Source organism: Burkholderia sp. 567 (genome assembly GCF_040545115.1).
GTDB lineage: Bacteria > Pseudomonadota > Gammaproteobacteria > Burkholderiales > Burkholderiaceae > Burkholderia > Burkholderia ambifaria.
In genome coordinates this window covers 546112-570207 of record NZ_JBEPLG010000002.1, presented here as the reverse complement: position 1 = coordinate 570207, position 24096 = coordinate 546112, and the positions used below count along the sequence as shown (strand labels likewise).

Annotated in this window: 18 protein-coding genes; 14 read left to right on the top strand and 4 right to left on the bottom strand. The window is 66.6% G+C overall.

Annotated elements, in window-relative coordinates; translation table 11 throughout:
- Positions 1-123: 123 nt before the first annotated feature.
- Positions 124-1461, bottom strand: a complete 1338-nt coding sequence (locus ABIC50_RS08015) for a polyhydroxyalkanoate depolymerase (protein WP_354162907.1) — start codon at positions 1459-1461, stop codon at positions 124-126.
- A 289-nt stretch (positions 1462-1750) separates the two neighbouring features.
- Between ABIC50_RS08015 and ABIC50_RS08010 the strand changes: the two genes are divergently transcribed.
- From ABIC50_RS08010 to ABIC50_RS07985, 6 genes are all read left to right on the top strand, one after another.
- On the top strand, positions 1751-2413 hold the full coding sequence (locus ABIC50_RS08010; protein ID WP_105830022.1) for a glutathione S-transferase family protein: 663 nt from the start codon (positions 1751-1753) through the stop codon (positions 2411-2413).
- Positions 2414-2663: 250 nt separating this feature from the next.
- Positions 2664-3902 (top strand): Crp/Fnr family transcriptional regulator, encoded by a 1239-nt coding sequence (locus ABIC50_RS08005; RefSeq protein ID WP_175746145.1) that lies wholly within the window; start codon positions 2664-2666, stop codon positions 3900-3902.
- 23 nt (positions 3903-3925) lie between these two features.
- Entirely contained in the window at positions 3926-4690 is a 765-nt protein-coding gene (locus ABIC50_RS08000) for a flagellar motor protein (RefSeq protein WP_354162904.1), read from the top strand.
- Between the two features lie 18 nt (positions 4691-4708).
- Positions 4709-5395: an OmpA/MotB family protein gene (locus ABIC50_RS07995; protein ID WP_354162901.1), complete on the top strand. Its 687-nt coding sequence runs from the start codon at positions 4709-4711 to the stop codon at positions 5393-5395.
- A gap of 149 nt (positions 5396-5544) precedes the next feature.
- Positions 5545-7407: a methyl-accepting chemotaxis protein gene (locus ABIC50_RS07990; RefSeq protein WP_354162898.1), complete on the top strand. Its 1863-nt coding sequence runs from the start codon at positions 5545-5547 to the stop codon at positions 7405-7407.
- Positions 7408-7509: 102 nt separating this feature from the next.
- Positions 7510-8298, top strand: a complete 789-nt coding sequence (locus ABIC50_RS07985) for a hypothetical protein (protein ID WP_354162895.1) — start codon at positions 7510-7512, stop codon at positions 8296-8298.
- Between the two features lie 62 nt (positions 8299-8360).
- On the opposite strand, the gene wecB is transcribed toward ABIC50_RS07985, so the two are convergent.
- Positions 8361-9578: a non-hydrolyzing UDP-N-acetylglucosamine 2-epimerase gene (gene wecB / locus ABIC50_RS07980; protein WP_354162892.1), complete on the bottom strand. Its 1218-nt coding sequence runs from the start codon at positions 9576-9578 to the stop codon at positions 8361-8363.
- A 1236-nt stretch (positions 9579-10814) separates the two neighbouring features.
- Between wecB and ABIC50_RS07975 the strand changes: the two genes are divergently transcribed.
- The 7 genes from ABIC50_RS07975 to glmS all read left to right on the top strand — a co-directional run bounded on the left by ABIC50_RS07975 (position 10815) and on the right by glmS (position 20760).
- Entirely contained in the window at positions 10815-12344 is a 1530-nt protein-coding gene (locus ABIC50_RS07975; protein ID WP_354162890.1) for a glycosyltransferase family 2 protein, read from the top strand.
- Positions 12345-12347: 3 nt separating this feature from the next.
- Positions 12348-13343: a bactofilin family protein gene (locus ABIC50_RS07970; RefSeq protein WP_354162887.1), complete on the top strand. Its 996-nt coding sequence runs from the start codon at positions 12348-12350 to the stop codon at positions 13341-13343.
- Positions 13344-13356: 13 nt separating this feature from the next.
- Positions 13357-14421 carry a YaiO family outer membrane beta-barrel protein gene (locus ABIC50_RS07965; protein ID WP_354162884.1) on the top strand — a complete coding sequence of 355 codons (1065 nt, stop codon included), beginning with the start codon at positions 13357-13359 and terminating at the stop codon, positions 14419-14421.
- A 14-nt stretch (positions 14422-14435) separates the two neighbouring features.
- Positions 14436-15191, top strand: a complete 756-nt coding sequence (locus ABIC50_RS07960) for a hypothetical protein (protein WP_354162881.1) — start codon at positions 14436-14438, stop codon at positions 15189-15191.
- A gap of 352 nt (positions 15192-15543) precedes the next feature.
- Entirely contained in the window at positions 15544-17703 is a 2160-nt protein-coding gene (locus tag ABIC50_RS07955; RefSeq protein WP_354162878.1) for a polysaccharide deacetylase family protein, read from the top strand.
- Between the two features lie 91 nt (positions 17704-17794).
- Positions 17795-18883 carry a hypothetical protein gene (locus ABIC50_RS07950; protein WP_354162876.1) on the top strand — a complete coding sequence of 363 codons (1089 nt, stop codon included), beginning with the start codon at positions 17795-17797 and terminating at the stop codon, positions 18881-18883.
- A gap of 59 nt (positions 18884-18942) precedes the next feature.
- On the top strand, positions 18943-20760 hold the full coding sequence (glmS, locus tag ABIC50_RS07945; protein ID WP_011660395.1) for a glutamine--fructose-6-phosphate transaminase (isomerizing): 1818 nt from the start codon (positions 18943-18945) through the stop codon (positions 20758-20760).
- Positions 20761-20859: 99 nt separating this feature from the next.
- Here glmS and ABIC50_RS07940 read toward each other — a convergent pair whose 3' ends face one another.
- Entirely contained in the window at positions 20860-21837 is a 978-nt protein-coding gene (locus tag ABIC50_RS07940; protein ID WP_354162873.1) for a hypothetical protein, read from the bottom strand.
- 52 nt (positions 21838-21889) lie between these two features.
- On the opposite strand from ABIC50_RS07940, the gene ABIC50_RS07935 reads away from it, so the two are divergent.
- Positions 21890-22567, top strand: a complete 678-nt coding sequence (locus ABIC50_RS07935; protein ID WP_354162870.1) for an NlpC/P60 family protein — start codon at positions 21890-21892, stop codon at positions 22565-22567.
- A gap of 64 nt (positions 22568-22631) precedes the next feature.
- Here the strand turns inward: ABIC50_RS07935 and ABIC50_RS07930 are convergent, their stop codons facing one another.
- Positions 22632-24086 carry an efflux transporter outer membrane subunit gene (locus tag ABIC50_RS07930; protein WP_354162867.1) on the bottom strand — a complete coding sequence of 485 codons (1455 nt, stop codon included), beginning with the start codon at positions 24084-24086 and terminating at the stop codon, positions 22632-22634.
- Positions 24087-24096 lie beyond the last annotated feature (10 nt).

Genomic DNA, 24096 nt, shown 5'->3' with positions numbered 1-24096 from the left:
GGGTTCGCTCGCTCGCGCGTCGGCTGAACGCTGCTGGAAATCGCGCCCCGCCCCAACGGCGGGGCGATTCATTTGCAACGCCGGCGAATACCGTGCCGCTCGGCTTCAGCGGGCGTGATGCGATCATGTTTCGGCCACCGCATCGTGCGTCGTTGCGCGCGCATCGAGCAGTGCGCGCAGCGTGACGTAGTGCGTGCCGTTCGCGTTGCCTTCCGAATCCGCGGTGCGATCGTACGGCTCGTTGTCGTGGATCGTCGCGCGCACGATCGGATAGATCTGCGTTTCCCAGCGGGTGCCGTTGAACACCCCGTAGTGGCCCGCGCCCGTCTGCACGTGGTGCGTCTTGAGATATGGCGGCAACCCCGAACACAGCTCCTGCGCGGCCATCGTCTGGCCGACTGCGCAGATATCGTCCTTCTCGCCTTCGATCGTCAGCAGCGCGGTGCGATGAATCGCCGCCGGTTCCACGAGCCTGTCGCCGACCGTCAACTCGCCGCGCGCGAGCGCATATTGCTGGAACACCTTCTCGACCGTTTCCAGATAGAACTCCGCGGTGAGATCGGCCGTTGCGAAGTATTCGTCGTAGAAGTGCCGCAGCGTGTCGGCTTTCGCGGGGTCGCCTTTCGCGCGCTCGTAATACAGATCGGCAAACGACGCCGCATGCCGGTCGGGATTCATCGACATGAAGGCGCCGACCTGCACGAAGCCCGGATACACGCACCGCTGCGCGCCGACGAAGCCGGCCGGCACGACGCTGATCAGGTTCCGCGCGAACCATTCGATCGACTGGCTCGTGGCGAGCGCGTTGACCTTCGTCGGATTCACGCGGCAGTCGATCGGGCCCGCCATCAATGTCAGGCTCGCGGGCTGCGCCGGATCGCCGCCGGCCGCCATCAGCGCGACCGCCGCGAGCGCGGCGACGGTCGGCTGGCAGATCGCGAGCACATGTGCGTCGGGGCCGATCTGGCGAATGAAGTCGATCACGTGCACGACGTATTCGTCGAAGCCGAACCGTCCGGCCGTCAGCGGGATGTCGCGCGGGTTGTGCCAGTCAGTGATGTACACGTCGTGGTCGGCCAGCATCGTGTGCACCGTGCCGCGCAACAGCGTCGCGAAATGCCCGGACATCGGCGCGACGATCAGCACGCGCGGCTGGGGTGCGACCGGCCGCGCCTTGCGGAAATGCAGCAGCGTGCCGAACGGGGTGGCCGCGGCAGCCTCCTCGACGATCGGTACCGTTTCCCCGTCGACGACGATCGACCGGATGCCGAACGGTGGACGCCGGTGCGAGAACGCGCAGCATTCGAGTAGTTCGCACAGTGCGTCGAGCGTGCGGCCCGTCGGCGTGGTGGTGGACGGCGGCCACAGCGCCATCGTCGCGCGTGCAGTGGCCGCCCATGCGCGCGCCGGGCGCAGGCATTCGGCAGACCATTGATAGTACGGATAGGCAAGCAGGTTCATGACCGTCGCTCGTTGCGCTGCATTGCATCAAACGAGGCAAGCCGTGTGCCAGCGCGCGGCTGGCACGCGCGTTGCACGCAGTTCGTGAGTGCGGCGGCGCAGGTGGCACGCGATGACGGACGGCCGAAGGCGATGCGTTGCCGCGCCGGTCCGGCGTGTGGCCCGTACCACGATACGGTGCGACGCTGCGCCGGTTCGGCGAATGCGCCGCACGGGTATGGTGCGGATGACGCCGTGCAGCGTCCGTTTTCGGTGCAGGGGCACGAACGGCATTGGGTAGGGGAGCGACATGGAATCCACCGGAAAGACGACGCTGACCATCAGCAGCCGCAATTACTCGTCGTGGTCGATGCGCGGCTGGCTGCTCGCGAAGCTGAGCGGGCTCGCGTTCGACACGGTCAGCGTGCCGATCGACGCCGCGTCGCGGGCGGAATTGCTGCTGCTGTCGCCGTCGATTCTCGTGCCGTGCCTGACGCACGACGGCAATGCGGTGTGGGATACGCTCGCGATCGCCGAATACCTGAACGAAATCCGGCCGCAAGCGCGGCTGCTGTCTGAAGACCGGCATGCGCGCGCGCATTGCCGGTCGATCTGCGGCGAGATGCATTCCGGTTTCAGCGCGCTGCGATCCGCGTTGCCGATGAACCTGCGTGCGCATTTCCCCGGCTTCCGGATCTGGTCGCGTGCGCAGCACGACATCCAGCGGATCGTGACGATCTGGCGCGAGTGTCTGGCCGCGTACGGCGGCCCCTGGCTGTTCGGCGCGGAGATCGGCATCGCCGACGCGATGTATGCGCCGGTCGTCACGCGCTTCCTGACCTATGACGTGAAGCTGGAGCCGGATATCGCCGAGTACTGCATGCAGGTGCTCGCGCATCCGTTCGTGGCGGAGTGGATCGACGCGGCGAAGGCGGAGCAGGAAGACATCGACGAACTCGACATGGAGTTTTGACGCGCGGGATCGCATTGCGCTTTCAATTGCACTACACGCACGCGCATCGAAGTGAACAATCGAAGTGAACATTGCGAAACAGCCGCGCAACCCGCAAACGTTTCACGTTGATTTCGCGCAAAAGCGAGTGCGAACTCCCTAAAGGATGTTGCGCCCGATGACGTAAACGAGTCACGGGGATGACTCGCGATCGCATGCTTCCGACAGGCGACGCGCAGTCCGCAACATTCAGCGCAGCAGGGGGATCGACGTGAATCGTCAGCAATCGTGGACGCGTACAGCGGCGCCTGGAGAAATCATTTACTCGGAGGGCTTCGCCGGCGAGCCCGTCATCTTTCTGATCGCCGACGGCAAGGTCGAGCTGTCGACGCGCTGCGAAGACAAGCGCGTCGTCGTCGCGACGCTCGGGCGCGGCGAGTTCTTCGGCGAATCCGCGCTGCTCGCGGCCGAGCCTCGCGCGCATACCGCGAAGGCGCTGTCGTTCTGTCAGCTCACGGTCGTGCCGGCCGCGGTGCTCGACGAAGAGATCGAGCACGTGTCCGCGCTGCTTCGTCATGTCGTGCGCACGATGATCCGGCGCGTGAAGCGCAAGGACGACCAGCTCGCGACCTATACGCACGCCGACTTCATGCCGGGCGTGCTGTCGTATGCGCATGTGCTGTCGCTGATGGCGGGCGCCGACACGCGCGGCTCCGACGACGCATGGTCGCGCCGGCCGATGCAGGCGCATGCGGCGGAAACGTCGGTGCCGCTCGCGGACGTGATCCGCCGCTGTCGCGCGATCGCCGGCCATTCGCGCCCGCACGTGCTCGCGATGCTGCACCGCATGGAGAAGCTCAATCTGGTCACGATCGAAGCCGCGCAGGCCGACCATGCCGGCGGAGCGGGCGATTACGCGGGTTCGTCGGATGCGCGTCAGGTCGTCACGTTCGATGCGGCGCGCGTGATCGATCGCGCGCAGCAGGTCGCCGATCACGATCTCGACCTGTCGATCAACAGCGAGCTGGAGCTGATCGAGCTGGCCGACCTGGAGGCGCTGATCGGCGTCGACCGGAAGCTGCTGCTCAACAAGCTGTCGCACGGCGAAATCGCCGACGAGGTGTTCGCGTTCCGCAAGTCGAAGGTGCTCGGTTACGTCGAGCAGAAGGGCGTCGCGTATTTCTCGCGCCGCAGCCCGCGCGCCGGCGGCGACGTGCGCGCGCTCGAGGACATCGTGTGGATCGATCAGCGCACGCTGTTCGACGTGATCAGCGCATTCGACACGTACGATCTCGCGAAGCTGATCGCGAGCCTCGATGATCGCGCGGTGGCCGACAAGCTGTTCTCCGTGATGACGGAGGCACGGCGCAACGAAGTGTCGTGGGTGATGCGTCGCGAGTTGAAGCTCGATCCGATCGAGATCGAGGAGATCGGGCAGCGCGTGCTCGATGCCGTGCGTGTCGCCAAGGCGCCGGCGCCGTCCGCGCCCCTCGCTGCATCCGACGCGTAACACTCGACCTGACGGAGACGCATATGGACCTGTTGACCCTGGCCGGCGTGGTGCTCGGCGGCGCGGCCATCGTGTTCGGCTTCGCGCTGGAAGGCGGCCACTTCTCGATGCTGTTCCAGGTCGAGGCGCTCGTCATCGTGCTCGGCGGCACGCTCGGCGCGGTGATGATCCAGAACACGTGGGCGCGCTTCTTCGATGCGGTGAAGCAGTTGCGGCTCGCGTTCGTGCGCGCGCAGGAAGTCGATCGCAAGCACCTGACCGACCTGCTGGAGTGGGGCGATCGCGCGAAGCTCGACGGCTTGCTCGCGTTCGAATCGATGGACGTGAGCGGCATTCACCCATTCGCGCGGCGCGGGCTGGAACTGCTCGCGAACGGCGTGTCGACCGCCGTGCTCGAGGACGCGCTGCACCGCGAGCTCGACGCGTACGAGCGCAGCCGGCTCGCGGCCGCGCGCGTGTGGCATCAGGCCGGCGGCTATGCGCCGACGTTCGGCATCCTCGGCTCGGTGCTCGGGCTGGTGCAGGTGACGAGCCACATTCTCGAACCGGCGCAGCTCGGGCCCGGCATCGCGGTTGCGTTCATCGCGACGCTCTACGGCCTCGCGTTCGCGAACCTCGTGTTCCTGCCGCTTTACGGCAAGCTGCGCGCGCAGATCGACAGCGAGCTGCGGTTTCGCAAGCTGTATCTCGACGGCTTGCTCGCGATCTCGCGCAAGGAGTCGCCGCATACGATCGAAACGCGGCTGACCGGCGACGTGCGCGGCCGCGCGGCGGAATCGCTCGCATGACGCACCGGGAGCTTCGACATGACGGCTCGAACTGACGGCATGCGTACGGCTTCGGCCGCGGCCGACCGCGACGACGATGAAGCGGAAGGCACGCAGTCCGGACGCTGGCTGATTTCGTACGCGGATCTCATCACGACGCTGATGGTGCTGTTTCTCGCGCTGTACGTGCTGCAGCTCGCGAAATACAACGCGCTCGATGCGCGCTATCAGACGCTCGCGCGGCACGACGGCGGCGCGGCAAGCGTGACGGCGGCCGCACCTGCGACACCCGAGCGCGCGCCCGCATGGCTAACCTCGCTCGATGCGCTGAAGACGAACGGCCGCATCTCGCTCGTGCGCGCGCCGCACGGCATCGAGATCGGCATCGATGCGAAGATCCTGTTCAACGTCGGCGATGCGCGCCTGCTGCCCGACGCGACGCCGGTGCTGAGTGAGATCGCGCGCGCGTTGAGCGAGCATGCGACCGGCGACATACTCGTCGAGGGGCATACCGACAGTGCGCCGATCGCGAACGCGAAATACGAATCGAACTGGGAGCTGTCATCCGCGCGGGCGGGCAGCGTCGTGCGCTATCTGGCCGAGCGCGGCGTCGCGCCCCACCGGCTCGCGGCGATCGGGCGAGCCGACACGCAGCCGCTCGTCGCCGGCGACGATGCGCCCGCGCGGGCGCGCAACCGCCGCGTGACGATCTTCGTCGCATATTGATCGCGCGACGTTCGGCGGGGCCGCCACGCCCGCCAGTCGACCCCATATCGGATCCCGCATGACGGACATGTGAAATCGGCGATGCGATTTCGCGCGTGCCTGCCGATAACCCAAGCTGGCTCAGACCGAGCGGTTATCGAGGGTTCCCCATGCATTTCTGGCGCAAGCTGTCCATTCAGAACAAGCTGATTCTCAGCATGACGAGTTGCCTGCTCGTGTTCGTCGCGATCTCGAGCGGGTTGAGCGTCCGCCTGATCGGTCACGCGGTGCGCGATCGCGTCGTCCGCGAAGAGCTGCCGACGGCCGTCAGCGGCATCCGGGCCGACGTGCAGCGGCAGATGGCCGGACCGATTGCCGCGTCGCGCCTGCTCGCGCGCGATGCGTTCCTGCTGCAATGGGAAGCCGACGGCGAGCCGGATGCCGGCACGCGCAACTGGATCCAGCTTGCGAAGAACGTGAAGGACGAGCAGAAGGCGGCGTCCGTGCAGTGGGTGTCGGTGAAGAGCGGCAACTACTACAACGAAGGCGGCCTGCAGCGCAAGGTCACCGGCGAGGATCGGTGGCTGACGAACTTTCTCGCATCCGGCAAGGCCTTCGACGTGAACATGGATCGCGAAGTCACGCTCGGCGGCTACATGATGTTCATCAACAGCCGCGTGGAGCTCGACGGCGCGCCGATCGGCGCGGCCAGCATGAGCCTGTCCGTCGATGCGCTCGCGAAGGGCATCGCCGCGTACCGGATCGGCGACACCGGGTTCGCGTACCTCGTGCGGCCGGACGGCGCGTTCATGATGCATAGCGATACGTCGCTGATCGACGGCAAGCACTTCCTGAAGGACGAAGCGGGCCTGCCCGGCGACGCGGCGTCGACGCTGCTGGCCGGCAAACCGTATGCATACCTGAGCTACGACGGCGACGGCGGTGCGCGCTTCATCGCGACGTCGTTCATTCCGGAGCTGAATGCGTACGTGGTCGTCGAAGTGCCGCAGGCCGAACTGCTCGGCCCGGTCACGCGCGCGATTCGCAGCGCGGCGCTGGTCGCCGCGGTGGTGGGCCTTGGCGTCGCGCTGGTCGTGATCTGGCTGGTCGGGCGCGCGATCGCCGCGCCGATCCGCCGCGCGGCGACGCTGCTGTCCGAGATCGCGAGCGGCCAGGGCGACCTGACGCGCCGGATGACGGTCGAGAGCGAGGACGAGATCGGACAGTTGTCGGACGCGTTCAACCGCTTCGTGTCGTCGTTGTCGACGCTCGTGCATCGGATTCGCGCGGCGTCCGCGTCGATCGCGACCGGCTCCGCGCAGATCGCGTCGGGCAACGCGGATCTCAGCGAGCGCACCGAAGGACAGTCGAGCAACCTCGAGCGCACGGCTTCGTCGATGGAGGAAATCACGGCGGTCGTGCGCAACAACACCGAAACCGCGACGACGGCCGCGAAGCTGATCACCGGCGCATCCGATACGGCGTCGCGCGGCGGGCAGGTCGTCGGCGAAGTCGTGTCCACGATGGAGCAGATCAGCGATGCGTCGCAACGGATCTCCGAGATCATCGTGATGATCGACAGCATCTCGTTCCAGACGAACATCCTCGCGCTGAACGCCGCGGTCGAGGCGGACCGGGCCGGCGAGCAGGGGCGCGGGTTCGCGGTCGTCGCCGCGGAAGTGCGCAACCTCGCGCAGCGCAGCGCGCAGGCGGCGAAGGAGATCAAGGCGCTGATCGAGCACAGCGCGGGCACGGTGAACACCGGGTCGCGGCTCGTCAGCGAGGCCGGCAAGGTGATGCGCGATGTCGTGTCGCAGGTGCAGGGCGTCAGCGCGATGATGAGCGAGATCGCCGAGGCGAGCCTGGAGCAGAGCGCGGGCATCGACCAGATCGGCGACGCGGTGCAGTCGCTCGATCAGATGACGCAGCAGAATGCGGCGCTGGTCGAGGAAAGCGCGGCGGCCGCCGAGAGCCTGAAGCAACAGGCGGCGGAACTGACGCGACTGGTATCGGCGTTCAAGGTCGACGAATGAAGCCTGCGCGACGTTAGAATGAAGCGTTTCTGAGGGACGGCTGCCGCGGGATGACGGCAGCCGTTTTCGCTGTCGGCGCGGGGTTCGGTAACGTCATAAAAAATGAAGCGCATATCAAGACTGAAGATCGGGGCGGGGGTGGTGGTGGTCGCGGCGCTGCTCGCCGTAGTCGGGGCGAAGGTGATCGCATCGCCGGCGCAGTCGTATCTTGCCTATCGGAGCAAGGCTGCGGCGAGCCTCGCGGCGGCGCGGATCGAGGATCGGGCGGCCCTCGACAAGCAGTACACGGCCGACGTGAATGCACGGCTCGCGAAGCTGATCGGCACGGTCCGCGCGCGAGGGTTTGCCGCGAAGGCGGAGGGCACCGTGCAGAGCGTCGGCCCCGTCGACGGAATGCCGCCGGGGCCGGACGGGTTGTCCTTCAAGTCGGAGGACGGCAAGACGAATCTCGTCGTCACGACGGTTGCGCTGCTGAAGGCGTGGGCGAGTACCGCGGATGCGGGCATCAAGCCGACCGACGACGTCGCCGCGATGTTCGACAATGAAACGCTTTACACGAACGTGTTCGGCGACGACGCCGCGGCGTTTCGCTTCGCTGAAGTGCCCGTCAAGCGGCAGCCGGCCGACGGCGTCGTGAAGGCGTTGCTGCTGGGCGAAAGCCAGGACGGCGTGCCGGACGGGGCGAACACGCTGGCCGTGTCGGTGCGGCAGGGCCAACGGGTGTACATCCTGTGGAAGAGCGTGACGCTGCGCCCGATCGCGGCATGCAGTGCGGCGCGCGTGCCCGAGGATGCGCGGCAGGCGTGTTTCGCCAAACAGATGGCGTCCCAGCGGATTTACCCGCGGCTGATCGCGCAGGCGCAATCGATGGCGGATGCGGTGGTCCGATAGCGGGAAACGGGCAACGACACGCGCGCGTCGCTGCCCGTCGGGATGCCGTCAGACGAAAGCCTTCAAGGCGAGCGCAACGCCTGCAACCCCAGCGCGAGCGCGTTGAACGGCATCTCCGCGGCGCCCATCGAAAAGCTCGTCGCGTTCGCGCTCGCCCCCGGCATATGCATCAGCGCGTGAACGATCCGCTCGCTCGCATGGCCGTCGCCATACGGATTGCTCGCGCGCGCCATTTCCTCATACGCGCTTTCGCTGTCGAACAGCCGTGACGCTTCCCAGATGATCCGTTCCTGGTCCGTGCCGACGAGCCGCGCGGTGCCGGCCTGGATCGCTTCGGGGCGCTCGGTCGTCTCGCGCGTGACGAGCACCGGCTTGCCGAGCGCCGGCCCTTCCTCCTGGATGCCGCCAGAATCCGTGATGATGAAATGCGAGCGTGACATCAGGAATACGAACGAAAGATATTCCTGCGGATCGATCAGGTAAATGTTCGGCACGTCGCCGAGCAGCGCGCGCGCCGGCTCGCGCACGTTCGGATTCATGTGCAGCGGATAGACGAACTGCGCATCGCGATAGCGGTTCGCGAGCGCGCCGAGCGCGTTGCAGAAATGCCGGAACGGCTCGCCGAAGCTCTCGCGGCGATGGCCGGTGATCAGCACGACGCGACGCGACGGCTCGAGAAACGGAAAGTGCGCGGCGACCGTGTCGCTGAGCTCGGCATTGTGATCGAGCATCCGTTTGACGTCGTGCAGCGCGTCGATCACGGTATTGCCGGTCATCACGACCGCACCCACCGGGATACCTTCGCTGAACAGGTTGTCGCGCGCCCGGCCGGTTGGCGCGAAATGCCATGACGACACCGCGTCGGTCACGCGGCGATTCAGTTCCTCGGGCCACGGCGACCAGATGTCGCCGCTGCGCAAACCGGCTTCCACGTGTCCGACCGGCAGATAGCGATAGAACGCGGCGAGACTCACCGCCAGCGTCGTCGTGGTATCGCCGTGCACCAGGACGACGTCCGGATGGAAATCCTCGAAAACGACGCCGATCGCCTGCAGAATGCCGGTCGTCACGTCGGTCAGCGTCTGGCTCTGACGCATCAGATTGAGATCGTAGTCGGGCTTGATGCCGAACAACGTGAGGACCTGATCCAGCATTTCCCGATGCTGGGCGGTGACGCATACGCGGGCGTCGACATCCCTGCGCGCCTTGAGTGCGCGCACGAGCGGCGCCATCTTGATGGCTTCCGGCCGAGTCCCGAACACAAGCAAGATCTTTTTCATCGTTATCCTCGTTGAGCTTCTTCGCACCGTACGACCCGGTACCTGGCGCCAAGCAGGGTGGCTGGCGAACCGTCCCGTGCCCGCACGCGGTCGCGCCGACCGGCGCCGGCCGCGCGACATGCGGCGGCGGTGCGGGCGAGCGCGCCGCTTCTGTCCGCGCGGTCTGCGCCGCGCAATCGTCGGACTACGCCCGTTACCTTGGATCTCGTCGATCACGTCATGAGCGTTCCTCGCTGTATCGATCGTCACGTCTTCCGTCACACCTTTCGCACTGCCACGCGATGGCGCACCCGGCGGGTGTCCCTGCGTTCGATACAGCAATATTCAAACCAGCCGCCCTCCGGAATGGTCCGGATCGCGGGGCCCGCGCGGTTCGTCAAGGAACGTTTCACAACTGCTACGGACGCCCCATCGGCGGGCGGTCGCGACGCAGATAAACGGGCGGCCGCGCGTGCGATCGGCACGCTCGCATCATTCGGCGAACAGCGATGGGGGTCGTGCATCGGTGGGTGGTCGAACGTCATGCATCCTTCGAAGCGCATTGAATCGCTTCGATCTGCGAATTTTGTCTGGGCAATGAACGCAGCGTCATCGCGCGTCCGATTCCGGTCGCGCACGCGTGATTTCGTCGCCGCGGAGCAGCGGCGGCGTCGTGCGGGCTGACAGGCTCGAAATGTTGCGTATCTGTAACGCGCGGCCGGAATGACGTGGCCGCATCCGTGTCGCGTCCATCCGCAGAGCACCGCAGCGGGGCGCCGCGCACGCTTGCCGCCCGCGGTCCATGCCACGGCGATTCGCGATCGGTTACGTTCGTGAGCCGCGTCGCGCAAGGCGACACGCACGTGAAGAGCAGACGATTCGCCGCCGGATGCGTACGCGGCGCGAGTCCGGGCCGCGCGTATCGCCGAAAAGCTGATTCGCAGATGAATCAAAAACTCCGCCCGCGACCCCGACCGCGCGCGCCGCTTGCTGGCTAGCCCTTGCCGCACGCGGCACGGCGGCCGATGGCTCGCCGCTTGCTTGTTCTGGCCGGACAGGCGCGTTCCGACGTGTTGCTACGACAGCGGACGGAGCGCCACAGCAGCGAATCCGGAAAGCGGCACACCACGCTCGTCCTGCGCGGAAGAAGGCCGCGCATGCGCGACGAACGTGCAGCCGCTTCCCATTGACATCCGCGCGACTCACGGCCCGGGCTCCAGCGCTCGGCGGCCGCCGTCGCCGGCACGGGGGCAGGACATGAAGAACCGTCGGTCGGTGTCGCTCTGCATCGAAGGCATTCTGCTGTTGATCGTGCTGGCCTGCGCGCTGGCCGTGCGCGACACCGCCACGCGGCCGGCGGCCGCAGCGGTGCGCGTCGGCATGTCGGCGGCCGATGCGGCCGAGCGCAGCGTGCGCGATGCCGCGCCGCTCGTGGTGCGCGAGTCGACCGATGCGAACGCGCTGCTCCAAACGGCGCGGGCCGACGACGCGCCAATCACGTTCGATCCCGACACGCTGCTGATGCCGGGCGTCGCGTACCTGTGGCTGTTCACGCTGCTGACGTGCGTCTACGCCGCGCGGCATTACGTATTCAGTCTCGACCGCCTGTTCAAGCCGCAGCACGCGCCTTATCAGACGATTACCCACGGCGAATGGCCGCGGCTCACGGTGTTCGTCGCCGCGCACAACGAGGAGGCCGTCGTCGTCGATTGCCTGATGGCGTTGCTCGCGACGACTTATCCGCGCGACCGGCTGACGATCATTCCGGTCAACGACCGTTCGACCGACAACACGCGTGCGCTGATCGACGAGGTGCAGGCGCTTGCGCCCGATCTCGTCAAGCCGTTTCACCGCGAGAGCGGCAAGCCGGGCAAGGCCGCCGCGCTGAAGGATGCGCTGCGTTTCATCCGCGGCGACATCATGGTGGTGTTCGACGCCGACTACCTGCCGCGCCCCGGGCTGCTGAAGGAACTCGTCGCGCCGTTCTTCGATCCGGAAGTCGGCGCGGTGATGGGCCGCGTCGTACCGCAGAACGCCGACAGCAACCTGCTCGCACGGCTGCTCGATCTCGAGCGCGCGGGCGGCTACCAGGTCAATCAGCAAGCGCGCAACAACCTGAACCTGGTGCCGCAATACGGCGGCACCGTCGGCGGCATCCGCAAGAGCGCGCTCGACGCGGTCGGCGGCTGGTGCGACGACACGCTCGCCGAGGATACCGACATGACCTATCGCCTGTTGTTGAGCGACTGGCGCACGGTCTACCTGAATCACGCCGAATGCTATGAGGAAGTGCCCGAGCGCTGGGCGGTGCGCGCGCGGCAATTGACGCGCTGGGCGAAGGGCCATAACCAGACGCTGCTGCGCTATCTCGGCCCGGTGTTGCGCAATCCGCTGCTGTCGCGGCGCTGCCGGCTCGACGGCGCGCTGCTGCTCGGCGTATTCCTGATGCCCGCGCTGCTCGCGATCGCATGGGCGACCGCGATCACGCTCTATCTGCTCAACGGCGTCAACTCGACGGCGCTCGGCCTGCTCGTGTCGCTGTTCGCGCTGTTCGGCTTCAGCACCTTCGGCAATTTCGGCGTGTTCTTCGAGATCGTCGTCGCCGCCCGGCTCGACGGTCGCGCGACCCGCCTGCGGCTCGTGCCCGTCAACGTGGTCGGCTTTTGCGTGACGATTGCGGCGGTGGTGTCCGCGCTGTGGGGGCTCGCGCTCGACATCGCGTTGCGCCGCGAACTGAAATGGGACAAGACCGAGCGCTTTCGCCGGCAACTGAAACCGGGGCGATGAACGATGACGACCTTCAATGTGATGGTGCCGGTGGCCGGGGTGCTCAGCCTGCCGTTCCTGCCGTTGCTGCATGAACTGATCCGGCGCAGCGACGTCGCGGCGCTGCCGATCGGCGACGGACCGTTCGTCGATCAGGCGCTGCTCGCCGCGCGCTGGCACGATGCGCTGCGCATGCACGCCGACGATGTGCCGCCGGCCGATCCGTCCGCCGCGCCGCCGTGGCACGCGCTGGGGCTGCTGGTGCGGCATGACGAAGAGATTCGCGTGTTGCGTCACGAGCATTGCGACGACGTGCTGTATGCGGATCGCGCGATCACGCTCGACGGCGGCGCGCGGGCCGCGTATGCGTTCGCCGAGCAGCGCATCGACATTCACGCGGGCGCGACGATCGGCATGCTCGCGCACGCATCGCACATCGACGTCGAAAGCGCGGTGCTGCGCGGCGTCGTGGTCGGCGGGACGATGTACCTGCACGGCGCGGGCGGCTTCGTGTGCCTGTACGGCGAGCCGATCGTGTTCGGCAAGGCCCCGGAGCTGCCGGCCGCCGATACGGCCGGCGCGCCGCGCCGCGCGGTCTCGCTGACGCGCCACTTCGCGAAGCTGCCGTATCGCTACGTGCATGGCCGCTACCTGCTGCCCTGCGATGTGCGTCTGCCCGCGCACACGGTCGTGCAGGGCAACCTCGTGGTGGACGGCACGCTGGTGCTCGGCGACGGCTGCGTGCTGCGCGGCAGCGTCAAGGCGCATCGCGTCGAGCTCGAACGCCACGCATTCCTGCATGGCGCGGTGTTCGCGCGGGACGACGTGCTGCTCGCGAGCGGCAGCTGCATCGATGGCGTCGTGTCCGCCGGCGGGCTGCTGCGCCTGACCGGCGGGCGCATCGGCGCCCCCGGCCATCCTGTCAGCGCATGCGCACGCGACGTCTCGGTCATCGGTCATGCCTGCGTGCACGGCGACCTCGTCGCCTGCCGCAGCGGCTGGTTCCACGCATCCCGTTAAGGAGCGCCTTCTCATGTCCGATCGTTTTCGTCGTCGCGGCGCGCGCGCGCCGGTCGCCGCCCTGGCGGTGCTGTACGGCGTCGCCGTCGGCCCGCTGCCGGCGCTCGCGGCGCAGCCGGATGATGCCGGCGCGCCGCCACCCGCGCAGTCGCCCGACGTTGCGGCACCAGTCGCTGCGCCCGTCGCTTCACCAGTCTCCGTGCCCGTCGCCTCGCCCGTCATCGTGCCGCGCACGCTCGACGCTCCCGTGTTCGTGCGTGTGACGCCAGAAGGCTTGCCGGATGGCATGTCGCTCGCCGAATTCACGCCCGAGGATACGAATCGGCCGCCGTTGCCCGACGCCGTGATCGCGCATGTGCAGGCGCCGAGCGAATCGCATGCCGAGATGTCGCTCGGCGTGTCCAGCGCGCACCTGACGCACGGGTATGGCAACTGGTACGGCGTGCATGTGCGCGGCATCTATCAGGACGGTGGCCGCACGATACTCGGCGAGCTGGCGCAACTGCACCGTTTCGGCGAGAACACCCAGCTCGGCTCGCTGACGTACGTGCAGGACATGGGACCGAACTGGTTCGGCGGCATCGGCTTTGCCGGCACCACGTCCGGAACGATCCTGCCGAGCATGCGCGTCGACCTGTCGATCAACCGCAAGCTGCTGCCGGACCGGTCGCTGATCGTGTCGCTGGGCGCCGGCTATGCACGCAACCGCAGCGGCCACAAGGATCAGCTGTATCACGCCGGCGTGATCTGGTACGCGCTGCCGAAGTGGATCTTCGAGGCGGGCGCGAACTATACGGTCGATTCGCCGGGTTCGGTGAAGGCGCCCCAGTACTACGGCGCCGTCACCTACGGCGAAGTCGGCAAGAGCGTAATCGTGCTGCGCGGCGGGTTCGGTCGCGAGGCGTATCAGATCACCGGTTCCGGCTCGCAGATCGCGGATTTCCGCAGTCACGAGCTTTCCGCGAAGTGGCGCTACTGGTTCACGCGCAAGTGGGGTACCCAACTCGAATTCGACTACTACCATAACCCCTACTATTCACGGATCGGCGGCGAGCTGAGCGTGTTCTATCGTTGGTAGCGGGGGCGGGCGCCATGCAGACGCATCCCGTCCGTCCTCCCGTCGACCGGTCGCTGCGAATCCACCCGCATCCGCAGCGCTGGCTGACGTCGATCGTGCTGCTCACCCCGACGCTCTATGCGTTGCTGTGGCTCGGCCTGCCGCTGGCGTGGCGCTACTGGCGCGCGGTCCTCGCATGGGGCGCGCACGAGCTCGATCCGGCGCTGCACGTGATCGCCCTCGGCTACCCGCCCGATGCGCCGCGCGTACTGCTGCTGTCGATCGATCTCGCCGCGCGGATGCCGAGCGCAACGCAGCTTGCCGTGACCGCCGCGATTTGCGCGATCGGCTTCGGCGCGTCGTTTTTCCGGCGGGCGAAGTGGCTGCCCGTTGCATATCTGTTACGTATCGCGAGCTTTACGCAGCTGCTGATCTGCGCGTATTTCTGGCTGGCGCCGGGTGCGTTTCCGTACGTGCCGATGCTGCATCTGCGCGACATGTTCGTGCTGCACGGCGCGGCGATCGCGGTGATTCCGCTGGTGATGGCGGCGCTTTACTACCCGCTCGATTTCTCGCTGCTGCAAAAGATCGTCGCGTCGGTGCTCGTGGTCGGCTATTTCGTGTTCGCGCTGCCGTTCGTGATGCTGCTGCACGCGGTCATCATCCATCACGGCTCGCTGCTGTTCTTGCCGTTCTGCTATTTCCTGCTTGGCGGCCCGCTGCTGATCGGCCTGCTGGTCACGCTCTACACCTACTGCGCGAGCTGGCCCGGCTCGCTGACGAATCCTTAGATGGTTCGCGCGGAGATAGCGCGCAAACGCCGCCGTATCAGTGATGAAACGATTCGGCCGCGTTTTCGGCCAGCCCGCCGGAAGCCCGGCGCACGAAGCGAGCGCGACCGGGGCTCTGGCGCCAATGGCACGTTGTTCGCTTCTTCTCCTTCGTCGCATCGATTCGTTTTCCCCGGAGAAGACGGCGCGGCACGCCGGGACGGATTCATCAGTCGGGCTGCCGATGGCAGATGCCGTTCGATGCTCGACGAACCGGGCAGCCCCACACATCCACCGGGCAAGGTTGGTTGACCTGACGGCACGCGCAGCGCTGCCGCCGCGCGCCACTCATTCCTGAAGCGAGGAGCACACCATGTTGGCAAAGTCAGGCAAGTTCTTGCGGATTCTGTTTGCGTTGTTCGCGCTCGCGATCGCATTCAGTCCGGGCGTCGTCCGGGCGGCCACCAACCAGCTGCTGCTGCTGGTGCCCGACACGCTGACACTGCCGGATCCGCGCGTGTCCGCGTGGCTCGATACCGCGCAGGAAGAAGGGCTGCAGATCAAGGTGATGACCGACAGCCAGTTCATGGCCGCCGGCTCGACGCTGTCGCAGTATCCGGGCCTGATCCTGCCGGACCAGATTCATACGACGGCCGCCGACACGCTCGTGACGGCAATCCAGAACTATGCGCTCAATGGCGGCAAGGTGATGCTCGTCTATGATTTCGGCGTACTGAACGCTGCGGGCTTCTATGTGAGCCCGAAATCGCGCTTCAGCAGCATGGCCGGCGTCGACTACGTGCTGTATGACCAATACGGCGGCAACATGATCGGCCTCGGCACCGTGACCGGCATGAGCAGCTGGCTGCGCACGCTGCAGGTGCCTCCGGGCAAGTCGATGGCCTGGACGACGACTGCGTCGGGCACGACCGCCAGCCCCGCGACGTCGTTCGCGTCGACGAGCAGCTCCGGCACGTCGACGACTTCGGCATTGACGGGGTCCACGTCCGGCAGCGCGCTGTTCCTGCCCGCGAGCCCGTCGAACCCGGGCGGCCTCGCGAACTACAACCACGGCGCGTGGTTCCAGTACTCGACGCCGCCCGCCGGCAGCGGCGTGCTGAGCCAGTCCCTCCCGAAGATCACGGGCGCCGTGACCGACAAGCTGAAGAAGACCACTTCGTATAGCGCCGGCTCGCTGCTGAGCACCGCGACGGGCACGACCGCCAACACGCTGGCATCAACACTGGCAACCACCACCGACACGCTCGAAGGGATCTCCGGCTACGTATATGGCTTCCTGAGCTATCCGAGCTTCGTCACGCAAGGCACGTACACCGGCACCACGATCCTGACGTCGCCGACGTTCGGGCTGGTATCGGGCTACAACACGTACGGCAACGGCGGCGTGCTGTTCGTCAACCTGCCGTTGGCCTACCTCGACGGCCAGACCGACGGGATGCTGATCCACGGCTACCTGCATTATTTCGGCATGAAGCTGCTGAACCTGCCGTCGCTGTCGCCGCTGCCGAAGGCTCAGGCCGGGCTCGTGTTCAACTGGCACTTCTGCGCAGGCGACCAGATCCAGCCGGCGCTTTACCTGAAGAGCCTCGGTGTGTGGAACAACGGGCCGTTCTCGCTCGTGGTAACGGCCGGCCCCGACGAAGCAGCCTTCGGCGACGGAGGCGGCATCAATCTCGCCAACAATCCGTCCGCGCAGAATCTCCTCAAGTACTTCCTGCTCAAGGGGCATCGCGTCGGCAGTCACGGCGGCTGGATCCACGACTACTGGGGCGCGAATGCGAGCGAAACGAACGCGAGCACGTTCACGCAGTACCTGGTGATGAACCATCAGGCCGTGCAGGCCGTGACCGCTCAGCCGGACGTCGAATACGCGGCGCCGGAAGGCAACACGCCGACCTGGTCGGTGAACTGGCTTCAGAGCAACGGTTTCAACGGGTACTACTTCACCGGCCACACCGGCTCGGCGCCGACCCGCGCGTATCGCAACGGCGCGATGCTGAACCCGGGCCTGTGGGCTTATCCGGTGATGCCGTTCGGCAAGTACGCGACGTTCGAGGAGTTCCAGCAGTTTGCGGTGCCGACGAGCGACGTGAACAACTGGTACGCGTCGCTGATGAATTTCGTCGTCGCAAACCGCACGAGCCGGCTGATCTACGCGCACCCGCTCGGCGCGTCGTCGTACACGTCGACGCTGTCCGCGATCTTCTCGCAGGCCAACACGCTGAAGCTGACCGGGCAGTTCAGGTGGTACACGATGACCGACATCACGGTGTTCGACCGCGCACGCCTGAACGTCACGTGGTCGGCCACCGACACGGGCAGCGGCTGGGCCTTCTCGGCCAGCCACCCGACGAGCCTCGCGAACATGACGTGGCTGCTGCCGAAGGCCAGCTTCGGGACGCCGATCATCACGCAAGGCATTGGCACCATCGGCATCACCGACTCGACGTACTGGCTCGTGACCGCGACCAGCGGCACCAGCCTCAAGTTCAGCAGCGTCAAGCTGCACTGAGTCACACCGTCGACCTGTTCGCCGGACGCGACGCGGCCAACGCCGCGTTCGGCGACGAATGCGCAGGACTACCGCGCAGGAGCCCCACATCATGAACTGGCCCGCGCTTTTCCCCGCCGCACGCACGTGCGTGGCGGCCACCGTCAGGCTGTGCCATGCGTGGCGCATTGCCTGCTGCGTCGCCGCGTGTTGCTCCGTGCTGCCCGCGGGCGCCGCCGAACTCCAGCTCAACGGGCTGTATCAGCGCCCGGACGGCGCGATCACCGTGCGGCTGAACGGGGCCGGCATCGATCCTTATTTCGCGGCGAAGGCGCTACTTGCCGCGGCCGATACGCGGATGGACGCCCGGCAGTCGGCGCTCGCGTGGATCGCATGGCTGTTGCCGCGCCAGCGCCCGGACGGCGGCTTCGACCGCTATTGCGTGAAGGACGGCCTGACGAACCGGTGCGCGGAAGCCGACGCCGACGACGCGATGATGGCGACCTGGATCGAGCTGCTCGCACGCTTCGCACCGCCCGACGGAATGCCGGCCGCGTGGGAGCTCAGCCTGAACCGCGCGGGCGCGCACCTCGACGCGCTGCTCGACAAGCCGACCGGCGTCTATCAGATCTCGTCGTCGCTGCATGTCGCGCTGCTGATGGACAACGTCGAGGTGCACAGCGCGTTCCAGGCGTTCGCCGCGTATTACATGCGCCGCGGCGACGCCGCGCGTGCGGCGCCGTGGAGCCAGCGCGCCGACCGGCTGTCGTCGGCGATCGTAAAGGTGTTCTGGCGCGGCACGCAATCCGGCTTTCGCGCGAGCACGCAGAAGATCAGCGACGCGAGCTTCTATCCGGCGAAAGTCGCGCAGATTTTCCCGATCCTGTCGGGCATCCAGGTGCCGGACCAGTCGAACGACCGGATCTACGCGCAGTGGATGCAGAAGTACGGCAAGACCTGGATGCAACTCGCCGGCTCCGATTTTCCGTGGGGGTTGATCGCGCTGGTCGCATACAAGATGAACGACTGGAACACCGTCGCCTGCTGGTATGCCCGCTCGGGCCCGTACCGTCACGGCCCGCACTGGAATGTACTGGAGGAGGCACTGTACCTGGCATTCGAAAACAGGATGACCGATCCGCTCGCGCCCGCCAAATGCGGGTTCACGACGGCGGAGGTCACGGTGACCGGATCGCGCTGATACAACGGCGCACGGTTCGGCCCGCGGTTCATGAACGGACAAAGGGAAGGAGACGTGTCATGTGTGGCATCGTCGGCGCGGTCGCGCAACGGAACATCGTTCCGATTCTGATCGAAGGTTTGCGCCGCCTCGAATATCGAGGCTACGATTCATGCGGCGTGGCGACCGTCGTCGATGGCCATGCGCGCCGCGAGCGCAGCGTGTCGCGCGTCGCGGATCTCGACGCGCACGTGCGCAGCGCCGGGCTGTCCGGCACCACCGGCATCGCGCACACCCGCTGGGCGACGCACGGCGCGCCCGCCACCTGCAACGCGCATCCGATCTTCTCGCGCGACGAAATCGCGCTCGTGCACAACGGCATCATCGAGAATCACGAAACGTTGCGCAGGCAACTGTCCGACGAGCACTACGAATTCGACGGGCAGACCGACACCGAGGTCGTCGCCCACCTGATCCACAGCAAGTATCGCGGCGACCTGCTCGCCGCCGTGCGCGATGCGACGTCGCAGCTGCACGGCGCATATGCGATCGCAGTATTCAGCAAGCACGAGCCGCAGCGGCTGATCGGCGCGCGTGTCGGCTCGCCGCTCGTGGTCGGCCTGAAGGACGACGAATGTTTTCTCGCGTCCGACGCGCTCGCGCTCGCCGGCATCACCGATCGCTTCATCTTTCTCGAGGAAGGCGACATCGTCGAGCTGACGCCGGGCGGCGTGCGAATTCTCGAGCGCGGCGGCACGCCGGTCGAACGCCCGATCCAGACCGTCTCGTCGACGCAGGGCGTGGTCGAGCTCGGACCGTACCGGCATTTCATGCAGAAGGAAATCTTCGAGCAACCGCAGGCCGTGGCCGCGACCATTCCCGATGCGGGGCTGTTCGATCCGGCGGCATTCGGCCCGGATGCCGCGCGGGCGTTCGAGCAGATCGACAACGTGCTGATTCTCGCGTGCGGCACGAGCTACTATTCCGGCCTGACTGCGCGCCGCTGGCTCGAGACGATCGCGCGCCTGCCCGCGCAGGTCGAGATCGCGAGCGAATACCGTTACAGCGACGCGCTCGCGCTGCCGAATACGCTTGTGGTCAGCGTGTCGCAATCCGGCGAGACCGCCGACACGCTTGCCGCGCTCAAGTACACGCAGGCGCTCGGTCATGTCGACACGCTCGCGATCTGCAACGTGCCGACCAGCGCGATGGTGCGTCAGACCAGCCTGCGGTTCCTGACGCGCGCCGGCCCGGAAATCGGCGTCGCGTCGACCAAGGCGTTCACGACGCAGCTCGTCGCGCTGTTCATTCTCGCGGTGACGCTCGGCCGGCTGCGCGGCTATGTCGACGATGCGCAGCTCGCCCGCTATGCGACGCAACTGCGACGATTGCCGGACGCGCTCGAGGACGTGCTCGGGCTGGAGCCGCAGATCGAGCGCTGGGCGGTGGAGTTCTCGCGGCACGAGAATGCGCTGTTTCTGGGGCGCGGGCTGCATTACCCGATCGCGCTCGAAGGGGCGCTGAAGCTCAAGGAGATTTCGTATATCCACGCGGAAGCGTATCCGGCCGGCGAGCTGAAGCACGGGCCGCTCGCGCTCGTCACGCACGCGATGCCGGTCGCGACGATCGCGCCGAACGACGCGCTGCTCGAGAAGCTCAAATCGAACATGCAGGAGGTGCGGGCGCGCGGCGGGCAGCTTTACGTGTTCGCCGATGCCGATACGCGGATCGACAACGGCGAAGGCGTATCGGTGCTGAGGATGCCGGATTACTACGGGCTGCTGTCGCCGATCCTGCACGTCGTGCCGCTGCAATTGCTCGCTTATCACGCGGCGTGCCTGCGCGGCGCGGATATCGACAAGCCGAGGAATCTCGCGAAATCGGTGACGGTGGAGTGACGGGAAGGGGGCTCGACGTGGCTGCTTCGGTGAGATGCGGAGCAGCCTCGGAATGGCGGCGGGCAAACCGACGCGATTCGTGCGCGGCCGCCCGGTCCGTTACGGTTTCGCGTCGTCGGCTGGAGCGTCGTCGTCGATGAGGAACACGATCGGATCGCGCGGATAGTGCTTGATATCCGGCGATAAAGCGTACCTGCCCTCGGCCCAGTAATACGCGAAGGAAACGATGAGGATCGCCACCGAAAAGGGCAGCGACATGCGCCCCCATGCCCAGAAGGCGAGAAGCCCGAGCGCGCCGATAATCGAAAAAGCGATCATCGCCGGGCGTCGCGCTGTTGCGAGCGGCTGCCAGGTTTCAGGGTGAATCCCCGCGGCGATGAACGTCCTCGGATTGAAACGCAGCCCCTGATGCGCGAGGCCGCACAGCAGCGCGACAACCAGTTCGTGATGATTCTTGAAGCGAACGCAGCGGATGGCACTGTCAGAGTCGTAATCCACGAGACTCGTGCGCAGCGTGAATCGCGTCGCCGGTTCGCGCTTGGCACCGCGTCGCCAGAACTGGAAACTCGCCGGCCTCATGGCCACTCGGGATGCCGTGTTGTATTCGACGTCGCAGCGCAGGTCCTGGCTGGGTACGACTTCATGCCATTCGATGTGACGTTCCTGCTGCAGGGCCGCCGCATTCGAGCGCTTGCCGATCCCATATCGGAAGCCGGTTGCATCGACATGAAACCAGCCGCCCGTATTCCGCATGGCCCGAACGACGACGACCACCGCCCACGCGAGGCAGCCCAATATGCCGAGCCACAAAACTAATCCGATGAAGCCGCCTCGCGCGAAAGACGCATCGCCGAATGGCGCGGTGAGCAGCCCGACGAACATCGTGCCGAAAAACAGCAGGAAGCCGATATTGACCAGATAGGTGTTGAACAGGTCGGGAATCCCTTCACACGACGGAATCTGCCGAAGATGCGCCGGTAGCGTAATGACGCGCGGGTTTGCGCCGGTGCCCTGTCTTGATGGGTTCGACGTGTCGGCGATGCCGGACGACAAGGTGCCGTCTGAGCGGGTAGTCATGGCGCGTGGCTCTTTTCCGGAGGAGGTGTTCTGGAGATCGACGAATGATCAGATGTTAGTCGATCTCGCGGAATGGCTCGCGTCCCGCATCCGGAATTCGCACGAATGCGAAAGGCGAAAAAATCCGGCCCATTGTTCGCGCCTGTGTCGGAAATCGAGTAGACGATGGTGGTCGGATATCGCGGGCTGCTCACGAAGCGGTGCACTCACAACGCCGCCATTCGTGCGAACATTAACCCTCTATCCGACCACCGAACTCGAGACCGTCGTGATCCGATCGAATCCCGAAGGCAATCCGCAATCCGGTCATCCGCCCTGGATGTCCGTCGCGCTGGCCGAGCTGGGCATCCGCCGTTTCCCGCCCGGCAGCATCAATCCGCGCATCGTCGAATACAACAACCACACGAATCTCGTCGGCTACGACGACAAGATTTCGTGGTGCTCGTCGTTCGTCAACTGGTGCATGACGCATGCCGGCATCCGCGGCACGGGGTCGGCGCTCGCGCGTTCATGGCTCGAGTGGGGGCGGCCGCTGACGCGCCCGGTGTACGGCTGCATCGCGATCCTGACGCGCGACGATCCTGCGAGCTGGAAAGGCCACGTCGGGTTCTATCTGCGTCATGACGACGAACACGTGCATTTGTTCGGCGGCAATCAGCTGGATGAGGTGCGCGAACTCGCGTATCCGCTGAGCGAAGTGATCGGATACCGGTGGCCTGACGCCGGATGATCGCGCTGTTGCCCGGCGCCCCCGTGCATGCAGGGGCGACGAAGGCGTCGCTGGGTGGCCGTGGTCAGTCCTTCGCGACCGTGGCCGCGACGGCCACCGCTTGCGTGTCCGTCCCGCCCGCCGCATCGTTCCTGCTCCATCCACCGCCAAGCGACCGATACAACGCGACCGCGGCGAGCGCATGCTCGCGCCTCACCTGATTGAGCGCATCCGAGTCCCGGAGATAGACCTCCTGCGCGGAGAGCACATCGAGAAAATCCGTCGCGCCGCCCTTGTAGAGCTGATTCGCCAGCCCGAGCGCCTTGTCCGACGCCGACAGCGCACTGTCGAGCCGCCGCGTCGCTTCATCGCTGCTGACGAGGTTCGCGCGCGCATCCTCGACTTCCCGCAGCGCCTGCAACATCGTCTGCCGCAAGCCGAGTTCCGACTCGCGCATCCGGCTTTCGCTCTGCGTGATGTCGGCCGTGATCCGCCCCGCGTTGAAGATCGGGCTGGTCGCGCTCAACGCCGCGCTGAACAGGTTGTCGGTCAGCGTCGGCAACCCGAGGTACGACGCGGCAAGAATCCCGTCCGCCAGGTTCAGCGAGAACTTCGGATACCGCTCGGCCTTCGCGACACCGACCTGCGCCGCGCGCCGTTCGACCTGCGCGTAAGCGGTGAGCACGTCGGGCCGTCGCAGCAGCGCCTGCGACGGCAGCGTGGTGGGCGACCCGGCGGGCGGCGCGGGAATCGCGCCGGCCTGCGCGAGCACGAGCCGGTCGACCGATTCCGGCGTGCGGCCCGAATACACGGCGATCAGGTTGAGCTGATGCGCGATCTGCGCCTGCGTCGGCGGAATCCGCGCTTCGAGCGCATCGAGCTGGTTCTGCGCGCGCGTGACGTCGAGTTCCGTCGACAGCCCGAACGCCTGGCGCTTGCGCGTAAGCTCGAGCGCATGCCGACGGATCGCCGCGTTGTCCTGCAGGATCTTCAGTTCCTGCTGCGCCCAGCGCAGGTCGACGTACGCGGACGCCGCATCGGCCGCGAGCGCGAGCCGCATCGCGTCTTCCGCATGCCGTTGTCCGACCAGCTCGGCCTGGGCGGCCAGCAGATCGAGCCGTTCGCCGCCGAACACGTCCGGCGACCAGCTCAGCGCGAGCCCGATGCCGGCCTGCCGCACGTAGCCGAGCGGCGGCGGCGTGTTCTGGCGCGCGTCGGACGCATGCGCGGTCGCGTCGAGTTCGGGCAGCAGCGCCGCGCGCTTCTGCACGGTCAGCGCCTGCGCCTGCTTCACGCGCTCGGTGGCGGCCTGCAGATCGAGGTTGCCGTCGAGCACGGTCGCGATCAGCCGGTCGAGCACGGGATCGTGGAAGCGCGCCCACCACGCGGCGGCGTCGATGTCCGCGCGCGGCACGTCGGTGTCCCACGCGGCGGGCGCGAGCGATTGAACGGATTCATGCAGCGCGGGATGCTGTGCGGGCTGCACCGCGCAGCCGGCGGCGAATGCGCTGACGGCCAGCGCGACGAGTAGCTTTTTCATAACGATGACC